Source organism: Serratia sp. ME47 (genome assembly GCF_903970925.1).
GTDB classification, from domain to species: Bacteria; Pseudomonadota; Gammaproteobacteria; order Enterobacterales; family Enterobacteriaceae; genus Serratia; species Serratia ureilytica.
This window is the reverse complement of the sequence record NZ_CAJCKE010000003.1, coordinates 280,149-299,357: the sequence shown is the minus strand read 5'-3', so window position 1 is coordinate 299,357 and position 19,209 is coordinate 280,149. Positions and strand designations below refer to the sequence as shown.

Annotated in this window: 13 protein-coding genes; 6 read left to right on the top strand and 7 right to left on the bottom strand. The window is 59.2% G+C overall.

Annotated elements, in window-relative coordinates:
- Positions 1-234: 234 nt before the first annotated feature.
- The gene (gene ansB, locus H7A77_RS05345; RefSeq protein WP_033650671.1) at positions 235-1,281 is read right to left on the bottom strand and encodes an L-asparaginase 2; all 1,047 of its coding nucleotides are present in this window, start codon (positions 1,279-1,281) and stop codon (positions 235-237) included.
- 148 nt (positions 1,282-1,429) lie between these two features.
- On the opposite strand from ansB, the gene ycaO reads away from it, so the two are divergent.
- The 4 genes from ycaO (at position 1,430) to pflA (ending at position 7,872) form a co-directional block, all read left to right on the top strand.
- Positions 1,430-3,193: a 30S ribosomal protein S12 methylthiotransferase accessory factor YcaO gene (gene ycaO, locus H7A77_RS05340; protein WP_182073906.1), complete on the top strand. Its 1,764-nt coding sequence runs from the start codon at positions 1,430-1,432 to the stop codon at positions 3,191-3,193.
- A 460-nt stretch (positions 3,194-3,653) separates the two neighbouring features.
- Positions 3,654-4,514: a formate transporter FocA gene (gene focA / locus H7A77_RS05335; RefSeq protein ID WP_019454548.1), complete on the top strand. Its 861-nt coding sequence runs from the start codon at positions 3,654-3,656 to the stop codon at positions 4,512-4,514.
- A 54-nt stretch (positions 4,515-4,568) separates the two neighbouring features.
- Positions 4,569-6,851 (top strand): formate C-acetyltransferase, encoded by a 2,283-nt coding sequence (gene pflB / locus H7A77_RS05330; protein ID WP_004928286.1) that lies wholly within the window; start codon positions 4,569-4,571, stop codon positions 6,849-6,851.
- A gap of 280 nt (positions 6,852-7,131) precedes the next feature.
- Positions 7,132-7,872: a pyruvate formate lyase 1-activating protein gene (gene pflA / locus H7A77_RS05325; RefSeq protein ID WP_031299859.1), complete on the top strand. Its 741-nt coding sequence runs from the start codon at positions 7,132-7,134 to the stop codon at positions 7,870-7,872.
- A gap of 49 nt (positions 7,873-7,921) precedes the next feature.
- On the opposite strand, the gene H7A77_RS05320 is transcribed toward pflA, so the two are convergent.
- Complete coding sequence (locus tag H7A77_RS05320) at positions 7,922-9,073, bottom strand: MFS transporter (RefSeq protein ID WP_033642558.1); 1,152 nt, start codon at positions 9,071-9,073, stop codon at positions 7,922-7,924.
- Positions 9,074-9,236: 163 nt separating this feature from the next.
- Here H7A77_RS05320 and H7A77_RS05315 point away from each other — a divergent pair, with 163 nt between their 5' ends.
- Positions 9,237-9,602, top strand: coding sequence for a DUF1801 domain-containing protein (locus H7A77_RS05315; RefSeq protein ID WP_182073905.1), 366 nt, complete (start codon positions 9,237-9,239; stop codon positions 9,600-9,602).
- Positions 9,603-9,656: 54 nt separating this feature from the next.
- Here the strand turns inward: H7A77_RS05315 and serS are convergent, their stop codons facing one another.
- The 5 genes from serS to lrp all read right to left on the bottom strand — a co-directional run bounded on the left by serS (position 9,657) and on the right by lrp (position 17,464).
- Entirely contained in the window at positions 9,657-10,949 is a 1,293-nt protein-coding gene (gene serS, locus H7A77_RS05310) for a serine--tRNA ligase (RefSeq protein ID WP_033642556.1), read from the bottom strand.
- Between the two features lie 109 nt (positions 10,950-11,058).
- Positions 11,059-12,345 carry a replication-associated recombination protein A gene (locus H7A77_RS05305; RefSeq protein WP_046897122.1) on the bottom strand — a complete coding sequence of 429 codons (1,287 nt, stop codon included), beginning with the start codon at positions 12,343-12,345 and terminating at the stop codon, positions 11,059-11,061.
- A gap of 67 nt (positions 12,346-12,412) precedes the next feature.
- A complete protein-coding gene (lolA, locus tag H7A77_RS05300) occupies positions 12,413-13,024 on the bottom strand; it encodes an outer membrane lipoprotein chaperone LolA (RefSeq protein ID WP_033642555.1) in 612 nt (203 codons plus the stop codon).
- 198 nt (positions 13,025-13,222) lie between these two features.
- The gene (locus tag H7A77_RS05295) at positions 13,223-16,849 is read right to left on the bottom strand and encodes a DNA translocase FtsK 4TM domain-containing protein (RefSeq protein WP_182073904.1); all 3,627 of its coding nucleotides are present in this window, start codon (positions 16,847-16,849) and stop codon (positions 13,223-13,225) included.
- A 120-nt stretch (positions 16,850-16,969) separates the two neighbouring features.
- Positions 16,970-17,464 carry a leucine-responsive transcriptional regulator Lrp gene (lrp, locus tag H7A77_RS05290; protein ID WP_004928318.1) on the bottom strand — a complete coding sequence of 165 codons (495 nt, stop codon included), beginning with the start codon at positions 17,462-17,464 and terminating at the stop codon, positions 16,970-16,972.
- A gap of 654 nt (positions 17,465-18,118) precedes the next feature.
- On the opposite strand from lrp, the gene trxB reads away from it, so the two are divergent.
- The gene (trxB, locus tag H7A77_RS05285) at positions 18,119-19,090 is read left to right on the top strand and encodes a thioredoxin-disulfide reductase (RefSeq protein WP_019454557.1); all 972 of its coding nucleotides are present in this window, start codon (positions 18,119-18,121) and stop codon (positions 19,088-19,090) included.
- The last annotated feature ends 119 nt before the right edge of the window (positions 19,091-19,209 follow it).

The window sequence follows — 19,209 nt, the reverse complement described above, 5'->3', positions numbered from 1 at the left end:
TCGCGTTAACCAACCCTTCGGTTTTATCACTCACGCCCCATGGCTGCAACGCTTATTCGCCCGCCGGCGGCAAACAGGCGCGCCGGGTTATGACAGGCTCTGCGGCCGGCGCGTTTTTTTGGACGATAAAACCCTGCGACATGGGGAAATTCAGCGGGTTAACGCGGTGTTTTATGCTGTATTCAGCCGAGATGGCTGCGGGAGCCCGGACGGCCCCCGCAGGAGAGAAAACGATCAGTACTGATTGAACATTTGCTGGATCTGCTTCGCGTCTTTGGTTTGCGTCAGCGCCAGCTGCAGCAGAATGCGCGCTTTTTGCGGATTCAGCGTGCCGGCGGCCACGAAACCGTATTTGGCGTCGTCCACTTCCGCATCCTCGGTGGTCGCGCCGGTCGGCACGCGCGAAGAACGCACCACCGCCACGCCGTTGTGCGCCGCCGTCGCCAGAGTGTCGAACACGGTTTTATACAGGTTGCCGTTGCCGACCCCGGCGCTGACGATACCCTGGTACCCTTCGGCGATTAGCGCCTTGGCCGGCGCATCGGAGGCGTTAGCGTAGTTGTAAATGATGCCGACCTTCGGCAGTTCGTTCAGCTTGCTGACGTCGAACGGCGTCTCCCGGGTGTGCTTGCGCTGCGGCGAACGCTGATAATCGATCTTGCCGTTGTGGATGTATCCCAGCGGGCCGAAGTTCGGCGACTGGAAGGTTTGCACGGCGGTGGTGCTGGTTTTAGTGACATCTCGTGCGTCCAGCACGCTGTCGTTCATCGCCACCAGCACCCCGCGGTTGGCCGATTGCGGATCCGCCGCCGTCACCACCGCGTTATACAGATTGAACGGGCCGTCGGCGCTCATCGCCGTCGCCGGCCGCATCGCCCCGACCAGCACTACCGGCTTGTCGCACTTCACCGTCAGATCGAGGAAATAGGCCGTCTCTTCCAGCGTATCGGTGCCGTGGGTGATGACGAAGCCGTCGGTTTTGCCGCAGTCGGCGTCAATTTTCTTCGCCAACGTCAGCCAGACCTGATCGTTCATGTCCTGCGAGCCGATGTTAACCACCTGCTCCCCCTGCACGTTGGCGATGTTCTTCAGCGCCGGCACCGCATCGACCAGCGCCTCGACGCCCAGTTTGCCCGCGGTATAGTTGGATTTCGTCGCCGAATCGCCGCCGCCGGCGATGGTGCCGCCGGTCGCCAGCAGGGTGATGTTGGGCAGCGCCAGCGCCGAGGCGCTGACGCCGGTCAACAAAAGGGTTAACACGCTGAGTTTCACTGATTTCATTAGATTTCTCCGTGACAGATAACTCGCTGAATTATGGCCTTTATCCTTAAAAAAACTGTGACTTTGCCGCCGCTTTAGGAATACGTGGAGCTCCAGCGTAAAACCCCGTATCATTGCGCGTTTTTAGTACGCGCAAAAAGTGAAGACAATGACGCAAACTTTTATCCCCGGTAAAGACGCCGCCCTGGAAGATTCCATCGCCCGTTTCCAGCAGAAACTGAGCGATCTCGGTTTCAACATCGAAGAAGCCTCCTGGCTGAACCCGGTGCCGCACGTATGGTCGGTGCACATTCGCGATCGCGATTGTCCGCTGTGCTTCACCAACGGCAAAGGCGCCAGCAAAAAAGCCGCGTTGGCCTCTGCGCTGGGTGAATATTTCGAGCGCCTGTCCACCAACTACTTCTTCGCCGATTTCTATCTGGGCAAGCAGATCGCCGAAGGCGACTTCGTGCACTACCCGAATGAGAAATGGTTCCCGATCCCGGCGGACGATGCGCTGCCGGCCGGCATCCTCGACGAGCGTCTGCACGCCTTCTACGATCCGCAACAAGAGCTGAGCGCCAGCGATCTTGTCGATCTGCAGTCCGGCAATGCCGATCGCGGCATCTGCGCGCTGCCGTTCACCCGTCAGTCCGATCAGCAAACGGTGTACATTCCGATGAACATCATCGGCAACCTGTATGTTTCCAACGGCATGTCCGCCGGCAACACCGCCAACGAAGCGCGCGTGCAGGGCCTGTCGGAAGTGTTCGAGCGCTATGTGAAAAACCGCATTATCGCCGAATCCATCAGCCTGCCGGCGATCCCGGAAGAGGTGCTGAACCGCTACCCGGGCGTGGTGGAAGCCATCGCCAAGCTGGAAGAGGAAGGTTTCCCAATCCTCTCCTACGACGCCTCGCTGGGCGGCAACTACCCGGTGATCTGCGTGGTGCTGTTCAACCCGACCAACGGCACCTGCTTCGCCTCGTTCGGCGCGCACCCGGACTTCGGCGTGGCGCTGGAGCGCACGGTGACCGAACTGCTTCAGGGCCGCAGCCTGAAAGATCTCGACGTGTTCACCGCGCCGACCTTCGATGACGAAGAAGTGGCGGAACACACCAACCTGGAAACGCACTTCATCGACTCCAGCGGCCTGATCTCCTGGGATCTGTTCAAGCAGGACGCGGACTATCCGTTCGTTGACTGGAACTTCAGCGGCAGCACGCAGGAAGAGTTCGCCACCCTGATGAACATCTTCGACAAAGAAGACGCGGAAGTGTACATCGCCGACTACGAACACCTGGGCGTCTACGCTTGCCGCATCATCGTGCCGGGCATGTCCGATATCTACCCGGCGGAAGACCTGCTGCTGGCCAACAACAGCATGGGCGCGCACCTGCGCGATACGCTGCTGGCGTTGCCGGGCAGCGAGTGGGAGCCGGAAGAATACCTGGCGCTGATCGAGCAGTTGGACGACGAAGGACTGGACGATTTCACCCGCGTACGCGAACTGCTGGGCATTGCCAGCGGCAAAGACAACGCCTGGTATACCCTGCGCGTGGGCGAGCTGAAGTCGATGCTGGCGCTGGCGGGCGGCGATCTGGATCAGGCGCTGATTTGGACCGAATGGACGCAGGACTTCAACGCCTCGGTGCTGAGCCCGGCGCGCAGCAACTACTACCGTTGCCTGCAAACGCTGTTGCTGCTGGCGCAGGAGCCTGAGCGCGAAGCGGCGCAATACTATACCGCGTTCGTGAAAATGTACGGCCAGGAAGCGGTGGACGCGGCCTCGGCCGCCATCAGCGGTGAAGAGCGCTTCAACGGGCTGTTCGCCGTCGATGCCGATCTGAAGGCGTTGCCGGCCCATCAGGCGCTGCTGGCGGCCTACGAGAAGCTGCAGGCGGCCAAGCGCCGTCACTGGGCCAAGGCCTAATCGCCATTGGGGGTACCGCCACTTTTGGGGTACCCTCCCCGGTCAAACGCCGCACTCCGCTGCGGCGTTTTCATTTTGCGGTTTATTTCAACGCATTCTGTTTTATTTTCCCGCAGGAAAATAGGCGGTTAAACGAGCATAAGAATAAATAAACCGGCGATTGTTGCCGGACGGTGAAATAATAATTAACCGATAATTAAACTTTCAGCGACGAACGGCGACAAAACGCCTAAAAATTTAACTTTGACACCCTCGGCACATCGGGTGGATTCAAAAAAAATTGCAAACATTAAAAAATTGTTTTTTGTTTAAATTCAATAAATTAACCATAAAAACCACACAAAAAACATGTCATTTTGGCACTCTACTTCCCCGCCTTATGATCCAAATCAAATTTTCCCCTATACTGCTTTGCTAGTATCTCATTGCGTTGTTTTAACCCTTAAGAGCGAGAGTTAGTTTGAAAACTGACAGCCCATTCGATCTGATTTTACCTGCGGCAACGGCGAAAATCGCTGAAGATGCCGGCGTGTATAAAGCCACCAAACATCCGCTGAAAACGTTTTATTTGGCGATCACCGCCGGTGTCTTCATTTCCATCGCCTTCGTTTTCTACATTACGGCGACCACCGGCACCGCCGGCGTGCCTTTCGGGCTGGCGAAACTGGTCGGCGGCATCTGTTTCTCTCTCGGGTTAATGCTGGTGGTGGTGTCGGGCGCCGACCTGTTCACCTCTACCGTGCTTATCGTCATCGCCAAGGCCAGCGGCCGCATCAGCTGGGGCCAACTGGGCGCCAACTGGCTGAACGTTTATCTCGGCAACCTGGTCGGCGCGCTGTTCTTCGTGGCGCTGATCTGGTTCTCCGGCGAGTATATGGTCGCCAACGGCCAGTGGGGCCTGAATGTTCTGCAAACCGCGGACCACAAGCTGCATCACACCTTTATCGAAGCCGTCTGCCTCGGCATTCTGGCTAACCTGATGGTCTGCCTGGCGGTCTGGATGAGCTACTCCGGCCGTACCCTGACCGACAAGATGCTCGCCATGGTGCTGCCGGTCGGTATGTTTGTCGCCAGCGGCTTCGAACACAGCATCGCCAACATGTTTATGATCCCTATGGGCATCGTGGTCAAACACTTCGCCACGCCGGAATTCTGGCAAGCCGTAGGGGCGGTACCTGAGCAATTCGCTCATCTGACAGTAAGCAACTTCATCATCGACAACCTGATTCCGGTCACCATTGGTAACATCATCGGCGGCGGTCTGCTGGTTGGGTTGACTTACTGGGTAATTTATCTGCGCGGGGGCCGCGAACAGCACTAAGCTGTGAGTTACCGCGCGCAGAGTTAGAAATCCACAATCAAAGGTAGGTGTACAATGACCGAACTTAACGAGAAATTAGCCAACGCTTGGGAAGGTTTCAGCAAGGGTGACTGGCAGAATGAAGTCAACGTTCGTGACTTCATCCAGAAAAACTACACGCCTTATGAAGGTGACGAATCCTTCCTGGCTGGCGCAACTCAAGCCACCACCACCTTGTGGGACAAGGTTATGGAAGGGATCAAACTGGAAAACCGCACTCATGCGCCGGTTGATTTCGACACCAACGTTGCTTCAACCATCGTTTCTCACGACGCGGGTTACATCGCCAAAGAGCTGGAAACCATCGTGGGTCTGCAGACCGACGCCCCTCTGAAACGCGCGCTGATCCCGTTCGGCGGCATCAAAATGGTCGAAGGTTCGTGCAAAGTGTACGGCCGCGAACTGGATCCGCAGCTGAAAAAAGTGTTCACCGAATACCGTAAAACCCACAACCAGGGCGTATTCGACGTTTACACCAAAGACATCCTGAACTGCCGTAAATCCGGCGTGCTGACCGGTCTGCCAGACGCTTACGGCCGTGGCCGCATCATCGGCGACTACCGCCGCGTGGCGCTGTACGGCATCGACTTCCTGATGGCCGACAAGCTGAACCAGTTCAAATCGCTGCAGGAAAAACTGGAAAACGGCGAAGACCTGGAAATGACCATCCAGCTGCGCGAAGAGATCGCTGAACAGCATCGCGCTCTGGCTCAGATCAAAGAGATGGCCGCCAAATACGGTTACGACATCTCCGGCCCGGCCACCAGCGCCCAAGAAGCAGTGCAGTGGACCTACTTCGGCTACCTGGCCGCGGTGAAATCCCAGAACGGCGCCGCCATGTCCTTCGGCCGCGTGTCTACCTTCCTCGACGTGTTCATCGAACGCGACATCAAGGCGGGCAAACTGACCGAAGAGCAAGCGCAGGAACTGATCGACCACCTGGTGATGAAACTGCGTATGGTGCGCTTCCTGCGTACCCCTGAGTACGATGAACTGTTCTCCGGCGACCCAATCTGGGCGACTGAATCCCTGGCCGGTATGGGCGTCGACGGCCGTACCCTGGTCACCAAAAACAGCTTCCGCTTCCTGAACACCCTGTACACCATGGGGCCGTCTCCGGAGCCGAACATGACCATCCTGTGGTCTGAGAAGCTGCCGCTGAACTTCAAGAAATTCGCGGCAAAAGTGTCCATCGACACCTCTTCCGTACAGTACGAAAACGACGACCTGATGCGTCCTGACTTCAACAACGATGACTACGCCATCGCCTGTTGCGTCAGCCCGATGATCGTCGGTAAGCAAATGCAGTTCTTCGGCGCCCGCGCCAACCTGGCGAAAACCATGCTGTACGCCATCAACGGCGGCGTTGACGAGAAACTGAAAATGCAGGTCGGCCCGAAAGAAGCGCCGATGATGGACGAAGTGCTGGACTATGACAAAGTCATGGCCCGCATGGACCACTTTATGGATTGGCTGGCCAAGCAGTACGTGACCGCGCTGAACATCATTCACTACATGCACGACAAGTACAGCTACGAAGCTGCGCTGATGGCGCTGCATGACCGTGACGTTTATCGCACCATGGCTTGCGGCATAGCCGGTCTGTCCGTTGCGGCCGACTCCCTGTCCGCCATCAAGTACGCGAAAGTCACCACCATTCGCGACGAAGACGGCCTGGCTATCGACTTTAAAGTGGAAGGCGAGTATCCGCAGTTCGGTAACAACGACGCCCGCGTCGATGACATCGCCTGCGACCTGGTGGAACGTTTCATGAAGAAAATTCAGAAACTGCGCACCTACCGCAACGCGGTACCGACTCAGTCCGTACTGACCATCACCTCCAACGTGGTGTACGGTAAGAAAACCGGTAACACCCCGGATGGCCGCCGCGCCGGCGCACCATTCGGCCCAGGTGCCAACCCGATGCACGGCCGTGACCAGAAAGGTGCAGTCGCCTCCCTGACCTCGGTAGCCAAACTGCCGTTTGCCTACGCGAAAGACGGGATCTCCTACACCTTCTCCATCGTGCCTAACGCGCTGGGTAAAGACGACGACGTGCGTAAAGCCAACCTGGCGGGCCTGATGGATGGTTACTTCCACCATGAAGCCTCCATCGAAGGCGGTCAGCATCTGAACGTCAACGTAATGAACCGCGAAATGCTGCTGGACGCGATGGAAAATCCTGAGAAATACCCTCAGCTGACCATCCGCGTCTCCGGTTACGCCGTGCGCTTCAACTCGCTGACCAAAGAGCAACAGCAGGACGTCATTACTCGTACCTTCACTCAAACGATGTAATAACGCCGACCGGGCGGGAAACCGCCCGGTGCCAACGTCAGGGCCGGTTCTGCCGGCCCTTTTCTCCCACCGCTCTCCCCTGACTCTGTACGAGTCTGTTTTGCCGGACATCTATACTTAAATGGATAGCCGGCAAAACAGTTATCCGGCAACTGACCGGCCGACAGGCATCATTACCCCCGGTGGCGGATCCCCGCCGCTGCATCGCAGATACCTGGCCGGCGGCCACGCGCCTATTTTTAGACTGCGTTTGACAGTCCATATTGGAGAAAACCCCGCAATGTCAGTAACTGGTCGCATCCACTCCTTCGAATCCTGCGGCACCGTCGATGGGCCCGGGATCCGTTTTATCGTCTTCTTCCAGGGCTGCCTGATGCGCTGCCTCTATTGCCATAACCGCGACACCTGGGACACCCACGGCGGCAAAGAAGTGACCGTCGAAGAGCTGATGAAAGACGCGGTGGCCTACCGCCACTTCATGAACGCTTCCGGCGGCGGCGTGACCGCGTCCGGCGGCGAGGCGATCCTGCAGGCTGAATTCGTGCGCGACTGGTTCCGCGCCTGCCATGCCGAAGGCATCAACACCTGCCTGGACACCAATGGCTTCGTGCGCCGCTACGATCCGGTGATCGACGAATTGCTGGACACCACCGATCTGGTGATGCTGGATCTGAAACAGATGAACGACGAGATCCACCAGAATCTGGTCGGCGTCTCCAACCACCGCACGCTGGAATTCGCCCGCTATCTGGCGAAACGCAACCAGCGCACCTGGATCCGTTACGTGGTGGTGCCGGGTTGGTCAGACGACGATAAATCGGCGCACCTGCTGGGCGAGTTCACCAAGGACATGACCAACATCGAGAAAATCGAGCTGCTGCCTTACCACGAGCTGGGCAAGCACAAATGGATAGCGATGGGGGAAGAGTACAAACTGGACGGCGTGCATCCGCCGAAGGCCGAGACCATGGATCGCGTCAAAGGCATCCTGGAAAGCTACGGCCACAAAGTGATTTACTGACTGACGCAGCGCCAAAGAAAAAACCGGCTCATGGCCGGTTTTTTTATGCTCAGGCGGCGGCGAACGGCGTGTGATGGCGATCCGGCTTCTGCTTTTTCAGCAGCATCAGCAGGTAAACCAGCGCCACGGCGGCGATCATCACGAACAGCACGCGGTCGGAATAGTTCTGCATCAGCAGCGCCGTCATCGATGGGCCCAGCAAGCTGCCGATGGTGTAACTCATCAGCAGCGCCTGGTTCATCGCCACCAGTTCGTGCGGCATTGCCTTCTCACAGGCCCAGGACATCGCCACCGGATACAGGGTAAAGCCGGCGCAGCCGAGGATGAACAGTGAAGGCGCCATGGCGTAGTTGCCGAGCATCGCCACGCTGGCGAGGATCACCACAAACACCTGAATGCGCAGCACCAGCAGGCGCCCGTAACGATCGGCCAGGCGCCCGACTGGCCATTGGCCGACGATGCCGGAGCTGACCAACAGCGCCATCCAGTAGCCGACGTTAGCATCGCTCATGCCCTGATGAGAGAGATACAGCGGCATCAGGCCATACAGCGAACCGAGCACGATGCCGGAGATGATGCAGCCGTTGATGCCCAGGCGCGCGCTGCGGCGTCTCAACATTGTCCATACCGCCGCCTGCTGCGGCTCGTCTTCATGGCGGTTTACCCGCGCAAACAGCATCGGCAGCATGGCGCTGATCACGATCGCGGTCACCCACGGCACCACGTGCAGCAATTCGGTCGAGGTCATGCTCAACAGTAACTGGCCGGTCACCGTACCGAGGTAATAGACAATCATATAGGCCGCCAGCAGCTGGCCACGGTTGCTCAAATTGCCGCTGCGCAAAAGCGCGCTCTCCACGATCACCCAGATCCAGGCACACCCGACGCCGGCGAAGAAGCGCCAGCCCAGCCAGCTCCAGAAATCGATCGACAGCACCATGCCGGCGGTCGCGGCGGCGAACAGCAAACAAGAGAGATGATAGCTGCGGGTGAAGCCAACGCGCTGGATCAGTTTGCCCGCTACCAATGTGCCCAACAGGTTGCCGCTGAAATAAGAGGAGCTGACCATACCCACTTGCCAGGTCGACAGCTGAGCATGGGTTAACCAAAGCGGCACTAACGTATTCAAAACGGCAATGGATACCGTGAGCAGCAAAAGGCCGCAGAGCAATAAGAGCACCGGGCGGGAGTAAGCGGACATAGTGAAATTGTGACCGAACGCGCAATGAGAGTGCGCGCATCATGCCACTGGCGATAAAAAAGTCAATCGCCTCTTATCATTCCAGCGCACGATTTGTTTCCGGCTAAGCGGCTGAAAAAGCGCTATGCTCAGCGCAGAGCGGATTTAACGACGGAGAAGCGAGATGAGTCAGGCAAATAATGCGGCGGTCGAGACCTTGCTGGCAGACATCGGCAGCACGCACGGCGAGCTGCTGGAGATCGTACAACAGGTGCGCCGGGTCGCTGCGGCGAGCGGCAGTGGCGTCACCGAATCGGTCAAATACGGCGGCATCATGTTCTCGCATACTCAATTTTTATGCGGCGTTTTCGCCTACCGCAATCACGTCACGGTGGAATTCGGCCAAGGACACCGACTGGAAGATCGCTATCAGCAACTTGAAGGCAACGGCCAATATCGGCGGCACATCAAGCTCCACTCGCCCGCCGAAGTGAAAAGCAAGCATCTGGCGGACTACATTAAACAAGCCTACGCGCTGGCGACAGACTGAATTTCCGACATAAAAAAAAGCGCCCGCAGGCGCTTTTTTCAAATGCTTTGCCGTTTAACCGATGTATTCCAGGCCGCCCATATAAGGACGCAGCACTTCAGGCACCTGAATGCGACCGTCGGCCTGCTGGTAGTTTTCCAGCACCGCCACCAGCGTACGGCCAACCGCCAGGCCGGAGCCGTTCAGCGTGTGGACCAGACGCGGCTTCTTGTCGGCCTTGCTGCGGCAGCGAGCCTGCATGCGGCGCGCCTGGAAGTCCCACATGTTGGAGCAGGACGAGATCTCGCGGTAGGTGTTCTGCGCCGGCAGCCACACTTCCAGATCGTAGGTCTTGCAGGCGCCGAAGCCCATGTCGCCGGTGCACAGCAGCACCTTGCGGTAAGGCAGGTTCAGCAGCTGCAGCACTTTCTCCGCATGGCCGGTCAGCTCTTCCAGGGCATCCATCGAATCTTCCGGACGGACTATCTGCACCATTTCGACCTTGTCGAACTGGTGCATACGGATCAAACCGCGGGTGTCACGGCCGTAAGAACCGGCTTCCGCACGGAAGCATGGCGTGTGCGCGGTCATCTTCAGCGGCAGAGTTTCCTCTTCCACGATCTCGTCGCGCACAAGGTTGGTCAGCGGCACTTCCGCCGTTGGGATCAGCGCGTAGTTGCTGCTGTCGGCTTCTTCTTCCAGCGGGCGGGTATGGAACAGGTCTTCGCCGAACTTCGGCAGTTGGCCGGTGCCGTACAGCGTGGCGTGGTTGACCAGGTAAGGCACGTAGGCCTCCAGGTAGCCGTGCTGTTCGGTGTGCAGATCCAGCATGAACTGGGACAGCGCGCGGTGCATGCGGGCGATTTGCCCTTTCATCACCACGAAGCGCGAACCTGTCAGCTTAACCGCGGCGGCAAAATCCAGCCCGCCGGCCATTTCGCCCAGATCGACATGATCGCGCACCGCGAAGTCGTATTGGCGCGGTTCACCCCAGCGGGTGACTTCCAGGTTTTCGCTGTCGTCTTTACCGTCCGGCACGGCGTCGTCCGGCAGGTTAGGCAGCGTCAGGGCATAATCGCGGATCTCGCTCTGCAGCGCATCCAGTTCCGCCTTGGCGGCATCCAGCTTGTCACCCAGCTCGTTCACTTCGCGACGCAGCGGCTCGATGTCTTCCCCACGCGCTTTGGCCGCGCCGATGGATTTCGATCGGGAGTTGCGTTCCGCTTGCAGCGTTTCAGTTTCTACCTGCAGAACTTTGCGGCGTTCTTCCTGCGAACGCAGCAGATCCAGATCGAGTTTAAAGCCTCGGCGAGCCAGTTTGACGGCGACTGCGTCTAGCTCATTACGCAGCAGATTGGGATCGAGCATGCTAATCCTGTGCTTGTTGTTATTGAAAGAAGTGTTGTTGTTCTATGCGGCTGATTTATAGCCGCATAAAAGAAGAGTGATACCCGCTAACCTTACCGCAACGGCCACGCTAGCGGTAGCGTTTTGTCGGGCTATTTTGATCCTGCTCAGCCAGCCATGCCAACTTTTCGCCGATTTTCCCTTCCAGCCCGCGCGAGGTCGGTTGATAGTAGCGCGTGTTGGCCATTTCGGGCGGGAAGTAGTTCTCGCCGGCGGCGTAGGCGTTGGGTTCGTCGTGAGCGTAACGGTATTCCGCCCCCAACCCCATTTCCTTCATCAGCTTGGTCGGCGCGTTGCGCAAATGCTCCGGCACGTCATAATCGGCCTGCTCTTTGGCGTCGCGCATGGCGGCCTTGAACGCGGTGTAAACCGCGTTGCTTTTCGGCGCGCAGGCCAGGTAAACAATCGCCTGCGCAATGGCGCGCTCACCCTCCGCCGGCCCCACGCGGGTGAAACAGTCCCAGGCGGCGATCGCCACCTGCATGCCGCGCGGATCGGCGTTGCCCACGTCTTCAGAGGCAATCGCCAACAGACGGCGCGCCACATAGAGCGGATCGCCGCCGGCGGTAATGATGCGCGCATACCAGTACAGCGCGGCGTCCGGCGCCGAACCACGCACCGATTTATGTAGCGCGGAAATCAGGTCGTAATAACGGTCGCCCTTGTTGTCGAAGCGCGCGCTGCGCTCGCCCGACACCTCCTTCAGCAGCTCCGGCGTCAGCACCCGCACGCCTTTGGCGTCGAGCTCCGCCATGTCCGCCATCATTTCCAGGCTGTTCAGCGCCCGGCGCGCATCGCCGCCCACCAGCTCCGACAGCAGGCGGCGCGTTTCCGCCGGCAGCTCGACGTTCTGGCCGCCAAAACCGCGCGCCTTGTCGTTCATCGCCTGATCCAGCACCTGGCCGATATCTTCGGCAGTCAGCGCCTTCAACAAATAGACGCGGGCGCGCGACAGCAGCGCCGAGTTCAGTTCGAACGACGGGTTTTCGGTAGTGGCGCCGATAAAGGTAATGGTGCCATCTTCAATGTGCGGCAGGAAGGCGTCCTGCTGACTTTTGTTGAAGCGGTGCACTTCATCGACGAACAGAATAGTGCGGCGGCCGGCGTCGCGGTTTTGCCGCGCCCGCTCGATCGCCTCGCGGATCTCCTTGATCCCGGAGGTCACGGCGGAGATCCGTTCGACGTCCGCCTGACCATAACGGCCGATCAGCTCTGCCAACGTCGTCTTCCCTGTGCCCGGCGGCCCCCATAGAATCATCGAGTGCAGTTGCCCGGCCTCGATAGCGCGCGGCAGCGGCTTGCCGGCGGCCAGCAGGTGCTGCTGGCCGATATACTGCGCCAGCGTGGTCGGCCGCATACGCGCGGCCAACGGCTGGAACTCGTTCTGGGAAAAATCGAGCGACAGATTATTACTCACTTGCACCTCACTGGCGCTGGTCGTCCAGCGTCACCCCCTTCGGCGGGGTAAATTTGAATTTGGCCGGATCGGCGGTGACGTTCTGCTGGCTTTTCAGCGTATAAGCGCTGCGCTGGCCGTCCTGCTCCACCGCGGCGAAGCTGCGGATGGTGCCGCTGTTGGTCACGCTGATGGCGAACTGCTTCAGGTTGCCGCTGGCGGATTTCGGCGTCAGCTCGAAATCATCGCCCTTTTGCTTCACGTTGTACTGCTTCCAGTCGCTGGCATTGTTGCGGGTGATCAGCATAAACGGCGTATTGCCGGTGGCGTTCTTCAGCCAGGTCGCCGTCACCTGCTCAACGAACGGGTTATAGAACCACAGGGTTTGGCCATCGGAGACCAGCACGCTCTCATCGGGTGACGTCATGTGCCAGTTGAACAGGTTCGGCCGCTTCACCCACAGCTCGCCTTCACCCTGTTGCACTGCGGCGCCGTCGGCGCTGGTCACGGTTTGCGAGAAGCTGGCGTGGAAACTGTTCACCTTCGCCAGGCGACTTTGCAGATCCTGTGCGGCGTCGGCCAGCACGGAGGTAGAAGCGAATCCCGAAAGCAGACAGCAGGCAACTAACAGTTTTTTCATTATTCCAGATACCTTATGAAATGCGTTAACCGCAAGGCGGCGCCGTGCGGGTCAAATCAACCCTTTACCCCGTTACTTTACCCGAAGCCGGCGAACGGCCGGTAGGCCAATGTTCCGAGAAGAAACGGGTTTACGCTTCTTTGCACAAGGGCCGCTTAAGCGGCCCTTTCTTATTGAGTTGCAATGGCTAAACGACCATCAATCGTGCCGCGGCGGCGCCAGCACCTCGCGGTTGCCGTTGTGCCCCTGCTCGCTGACGATGCCCTGCGCTTCCATCTGTTCGATGATGCGCGCGGCGCGGTTATAGCCGATGCGGAACTGGCGCTGTACGCCGGAGATGGAGGCGCGGCGTTTATCCACCACGAAATCCACCGCCTGATCAAACAGCGGATCCAGTTCTTCGTCACCGTCCATACCGCCGCCGGCACCGCCCTCGCCGTCTTCACCGCCGCTGAGAATGCCCTCTTTATATTGGGGCCGCTCGCGCGCTTTCCAATCCTTGACCACCGCGTGCACTTCCTGATCGCGCACGAATGCGCCATGTACGCGCACCGGGATCGAGGAGTTCGGCGCCAGATAAAGCATATCACCCATGCCCAGCAAGGACTCGGCGCCCCCCTGATCGAGGATGGTGCGGGAGTCTATCTTGCTCGACACGGTAAAGGCGATACGCGTCGGGATGTTGGCCTTGATCAGGCCGGTGATCACATCCACCGACGGACGCTGGGTCGCCAGCACCAGGTGGATGCCCGCCGCACGCGCTTTTTGCGCCAGACGGGCGATCAGCTCTTCGACCTTCTTGCCGACCGTCATGATCAGATCGGCGAATTCGTCGACCATCACCACGATGTACGGCTCTTTCTCCAGCACCGGCGGCGTGATGTCCATGCTGTCGGTCGGTTTCCAGAACGGATCCGGGATCGGACGCCCCATCGCTTCGGCCTGATCGACGCGTTCGTTGTAGCCGGCCAGGTTACGCACGCCCAGGGCAGACATCAGCTTGTAGCGGCGTTCCATTTCACCCACGCACCAACGCAGCGCATTGGCGGCGTCTTTCATGTCGGTGACCACATCGGTCAACAGGTGCGGAATGCCTTCGTAAACCGACAACTCCAGCATTTTCGGGTCAATCATGATAAAGCGCACTTCTTTCGGCGTGGCCTTATACAGGATGCTCAGGATCATGGCGTTGACCCCGACCGATTTACCGGAGCCGGTGGTACCGGCGACCAGCAAGTGCGGCATTTTGCCCAGATCGGCCACCACCGGCTCGCCGGAGATGTCTTTACCCAATACGATGGACAGCGGCGACGGGTTGTCGCGGAAGGCCGGGCAATCCAGCACCTCGCGCAGGTATACCGTTTGCCGCTTGGCGTTCGGCAGCTCCAGACCGACATAAGGCTTACCGGGGATCACTTCCACCACGCGCACCGCCGAAGTCGACAGCGAGCGCGCCAGATCGCGCGACAGGTTGGAAATGCGCGCCGCTTTAACGCCCGGCGCCAGATCCAGCTCGAAGCGGGTGATGACCGGCCCCGGCAAGATGTCCACCACGTCGGCTTTCACGCGATAATCGGCCAGGCTGGCCTCCACCAGGCGCGCTTTCTGTTCCAGCGCGAAGGAATCGACCGGCTCCACTTCTTTCGGCGCTTCGGTAAGCAGATCCAGCGTCGGCAGAGGCGTGGTCGGTTTCTGCAGCGGCTGATCGTTGCGCATCAGGAACGGGTGAATCAAGCTGTCCATCGCCGGATGCTGCTCGGCCTGAGGTTGCTGAGGCTGCTGCACCTGCGGCTGTTGCTGCGGCTGCTGATACGGTTGCTGCTGCGGCTGTTGGTATTGTTGAGGCTGCGGGTGCGATTGCTGAGGTTGGGCAGCCGGCGCCGCAGGCTCAAACTGGCCGAACGGCACGTCGTCCTCTTGTTCGCTTTCCAGTTCAATGCGCTCTTCAAGCTGCGGCGACAGCGTGAACATCGGCTCGCTCGGACCATCGTCCACCAGATCCGCCATCGGCGAGAAGCTGAAAGCATTGCGGGTATCGACAGGACTGGCGGCCGGCGCCTGCGGAGCAGGCTCTTGCTGGCCATAACGCGCCTGCTGCTGCTCGGCGAATGCCTGACGCAGCGCAGCCTCTTGCCGCGCTGCTTCGTCGTCCTGCTGGTCTTCGCCGTAACGCTGGCTCTGTTGCTCGGCGAACGCTTTGCTCAGCTCAGCCTCCTGCTGAGCCTGTTCATCATCCTGCTCCGGCGCGTAGCTTTCGCCGTAGCGCTGGCTTTGCTGCTCGGCGAACGCCTGGCGCAGCACGGCTTCTTGCAGCGCCTCTTCTTCCTGCGGGTTCGCCGCCGTCAGCTGTTGAGGCTCCGCCTCTGTCTGGCGCTGTTCCTGTTCGGCCGCACGCTGCGAAGGCAGCTTGATGCCGTAGGAAGCCAGCTCGCGACGGGTCGGGATGCGCACCGGGTTCGGCCGCGGCAGCTCAGGACCGATGCCCTGCTTAACCTGCGGATTGCCGTCGCTGGTCGCCGTGAAGGCCGGCATAAAGGTCGCCGCCGCAACGCCCGCAGCAGCGGCTGCCGCCGTATCCGGCTGCGGTTTGGCGCCGGTGGCGCTGAAACCGCTCGAACTGCCGATGTCAACGCTGTCACGCTGTGCGGCGGTAAAATCAAAGGGAGAACGCGCCGGCGGCTGCGGCGCGGCCGGCTCTTGCCAGTTGCCAAGGCGCGGCTCATCGTCATCCTGATAAGGATCGACAGGACGCGTCGCCTTAGGCGCAGGCGTTTCTTCCGGGATCTCGAAGGAATACAGCGGCGGCGTAGCGTCTTGCGCCGGCGCACTTACCGGGTGCTGATTGACCGAGGCCGGCGCGGCCGGCGCCACCGTTACCGACGGCGCCTGAGCGGCGATCGGCGCAGCGACGGGCTCGTGGATCTCTGCCTTCACCGTCGGTGCAGGCGAAGCCACCGGCGCGCTGGGTGCGGCTTCTGCTTCAAGCTCACCATCGTCGGCGCGCAGGCCGCTGAGCAACGGATCGGCGGCGTCTTCCGCCGCCGCTTTGGCGCTTTCGGTAACCGAAGGCGCGGAGAACAGCACGTCGTCATCGGCGGCCGCGGCTCCGGCGGCGGTCGCGGCAACCGCTGCGGCGGCGCCCTTCCCTGCCTGCTCAGGCTCGTCGTCAACGTAACGCTCGTCATCCTCGAAATAGCGCTCTTCGCGACGTGAGCGATTGGTCATCACCGTCGCAACGCCCAACACCGCCCCGCCGATCTTCTCGGCGATCACCAGCCAGGACCAGCCGGTAAACAGCGTCAACCCCGCCGCCCATACGCACAGCAGCGCCAGCGTAGCGCCGATGCCGTTGAACCACGGCAACATGGCGTTGCTCAGCAGGCTGCCGATCACGCCGCCGGAGGCGAAGTAATAGAGATCGTCAACGTTCAGCGCCGCCAACCCACAGGAGGTGAGCACTAACGCCAGGGTGCCGATCAGGCGCAGGGAAAGCGCGAAATAGTCGATGTAGTCTCTGTTGCTGCGTTGGCGATAAGCCGCCCAGCACAGGACCAGCATGATCGGCGGTATCGCGTAGGCGAGCACCCCGAAGGTGAAGAACAGCGTATCGGCCAACCAGGCCCCGACACCGCCGCCCAGATTGTGAATCGGCTCATGCCACGCGGTCTGCGACCAGCTTGGGTCAGACGGGTTGAAACTGACCAGCGCAGCCATGAGGTAAACGGCAAAAATCGCTACCACGATAAGCACAGCTTCCAGCAAACGCCGGCCACTGCTGAGTCTTTTCAGGGTAACTTCTTTATCTTCTGTATATTCCTGGCTCAAGAAAGGCTCTCCAGGTTCCTGTTAGCTGACATAGCAACAGCGCCGAGAAACTGCCCCGGCGCCGAAACTGTATGAATAAACAGGAGTGTAACCAATTTAATCAGGTTTTGCACCTGCACCTTACCGTGTTTTGATAACCAGACGGTTACTCTGTTTCACTTCTTCCATCACTACGTAGGTACGGGTGTCGTTAACCCCCGGCAAACGCAGCAAGGTTTCACCCAGCAATTTGCGGTAAGCCGACATGTCCGGTACGCGGGTTTTCAACAGGTAGTCGAAATCGCCGGAAACCAGATGACACTCCTGAATCTCTTCAAGCTTCTGCACTGCCGAGTTGAATTGCTCAAACACATCCGGCGCGCCGCGGTTCAACGTGATCTCCACGAAAACCAGCAGGGACGCATCCAGATAATGCGGGTTCAGCAATGCGGTATAGCCATGAATGAAACCCTGGCGCTCGAGACGGCGCACGCGTTCCAAACATGGTGTCGGGGATAACCCCACGCGCTTCGAAAGCTCGACGTTCGAAATACGCCCATCCTTCTGCAGCTCATTCAGGATGTTGCGGTCGATACGGTCAAGATCTTTACCCGGGCGTTTCTTGTTGTCTGCCATTATTATTGTCTCTCTTATTTTCTTCCGTGCACTTGCCACACCCTAGCCAACGTCAATGTGTAAGGGTTCGTTCCAAGCGAAGACCCGATGCCTGTCATGTGCTTCTTCACTACCATCATTCCACGCCGCGCAGCCTGTCTGTCCAACTCCGTGCAGCGCCGGCAACGATGTTTCGGTCGAGAAAAAATCAGCAAACGCTTGCGCGCCCTGCTCCGCACTCCCGCTACGTATCGTCGCCTTGCGGCGCAAATACGTACGATTTGCTGGTGTTACGGGGATAATTTCTTCTTCCTATGATGTTTTCGCAAATGCGCAGCGGATTGTCAAAGTAAAAGAAGCAAAATCAGAACAACGTACCGTCATGAAAAGTCTGCATCCCATTTTTGATTATGAATCGCTGGCTGATAAACCCCGGTCGGGAGCGGCGGAAGCCGCAGAGTGCGCCGTTTTTGCACGGTTGGCGATTCGCTGGCCGAATGCGGCTTTGATAAGTTAAATTTCTGCGTTCGACGACCGATTTACCGACAACGGATGCATTAATAGGCGACAACTATCATACAAATCGTTAACAACGTCGCCCGGCGCTTTTTTTACTGCGCCATTTTCCCTACAATCGGCTTCATTGTCCGCCATTGTGGAATAAAGAGGTTATTCATGGGCACGGCTAAACATAGCAAATTACTGATTCTGGGTTCCGGCCCGGCCGGTTACACCGCCGCCGTCTACGCGGCGCGCGCCAACCTGAACCCGGTGCTGATCACCGGTCTGGAACAAGGCGGCCAGCTGACCACCACCACCGAAGTGGAAAACTGGCCCGGCGACGCCGAAGGCCTGACCGGCCCGGCGTTGATGGAGCGCATGCGCGAGCACGCGGAGAAGTTCCAGACTGAAATCGTCTTCGACCACATCAACAGCGTCGATCTGCAGCAGCGTCCGTTCCGCCTGTTCGGCGACAGCGGTGAATACAGCTGCGACGCGCTGATCATCGCGACCGGCGCCTCCGCCCGCTATCTTGGCCTGCCTTCCGAAGACGCATTCAAGGGCAAAGGCGTTTCCGCCTGCGCAACCTGCGACGGTTTCTTCTACCGCAACCAGAAAGTCGCGGTGGTCGGCGGCGGCAATACCGCCGTTGAAGAAGCGCTGTACCTGTCAAACATCGCCGCCGAGGTTCACCTGATCCACCGTCGCGACAGCTTCCGCTCGGAGAAAATCCTGATCGACCGGCTGATGGAAAAAGTGAAGAGCGGCAACATCGTGCTGCACACCGACCATACGCTGGACGAAGTGCTGGGCGATGAAATGGGCGTGACCGGCGTGCGTATCCGCAGCACCAAAGCGGAAAACGAAACCCGTGAGCTGGAACTGGCCGGCGTGTTCATCGCCATCGGCCACAGCCCGAACACCGGCATCTTCGGCGGTCAGCTGGAGCTGGAAAACGGCTACATCAAGGTGCAGTCCGGCATTCACGGCAATGCGACCCAAACCACTATCCCCGGCGTCTTCGCCGCGGGCGACGTGATGGATCACATCTACCGTCAGGCGATCACCTCCGCCGGCACCGGCTGCATGGCGGCGCTGGACGCAGAGCGTTATCTGGACGGCATCGCCGGCGCAGAAGTCTGCTAAGACGTTTTCATCATCGGCAAAAAGCGGCTCTCGAGCCGCTTTTTTTGTTTCTGGGTTCAGCAATCTCTCCCTCCCATCTGTTATAGCCATATTTGCCCGCTTTATTCTTTTCAGTCTGC

Bases quoted from the DNA above. Each gene is read 5' to 3' on its own strand.
- pflB (WP_004928286.1), top strand. From the start codon at position 4,569: ATGACCGAACTTAACGAGAAATTAGCCAACGCTTGGGAAGGTTTCAGC.
- ansB (WP_033650671.1), bottom strand. From the start codon at position 1,281: ATGAAATCAGTGAAACTCAGCGTGTTAACCCTTTTGTTGACCGGCGTC.
- H7A77_RS05320 (WP_033642558.1), bottom strand. From the start codon at position 9,073: ATGTCCGCTTACTCCCGCCCGGTGCTCTTATTGCTCTGCGGCCTTTTG.
- lrp (WP_004928318.1), bottom strand. From the start codon at position 17,464: ATGGCAGACAACAAGAAACGCCCGGGTAAAGATCTTGACCGTATCGAC.
- serS (WP_033642556.1), bottom strand. From the start codon at position 10,949: ATGCTCGATCCCAATCTGCTGCGTAATGAGCTAGACGCAGTCGCCGTC.
- lolA (WP_033642555.1), bottom strand. From the start codon at position 13,024: ATGAAAAAACTGTTAGTTGCCTGCTGTCTGCTTTCGGGATTCGCTTCT.
- pflA (WP_031299859.1), top strand. From the start codon at position 7,132: ATGTCAGTAACTGGTCGCATCCACTCCTTCGAATCCTGCGGCACCGTC.
- H7A77_RS05305 (WP_046897122.1), bottom strand. From the start codon at position 12,345: ATGCGGCCGACCACGCTGGCGCAGTATATCGGCCAGCAGCACCTGCTG.
- trxB (WP_019454557.1), top strand. From the start codon at position 18,119: ATGGGCACGGCTAAACATAGCAAATTACTGATTCTGGGTTCCGGCCCG.
- H7A77_RS05315 (WP_182073905.1), top strand. From the start codon at position 9,237: ATGAGTCAGGCAAATAATGCGGCGGTCGAGACCTTGCTGGCAGACATC.
- ycaO (WP_182073906.1), top strand. From the start codon at position 1,430: ATGACGCAAACTTTTATCCCCGGTAAAGACGCCGCCCTGGAAGATTCC.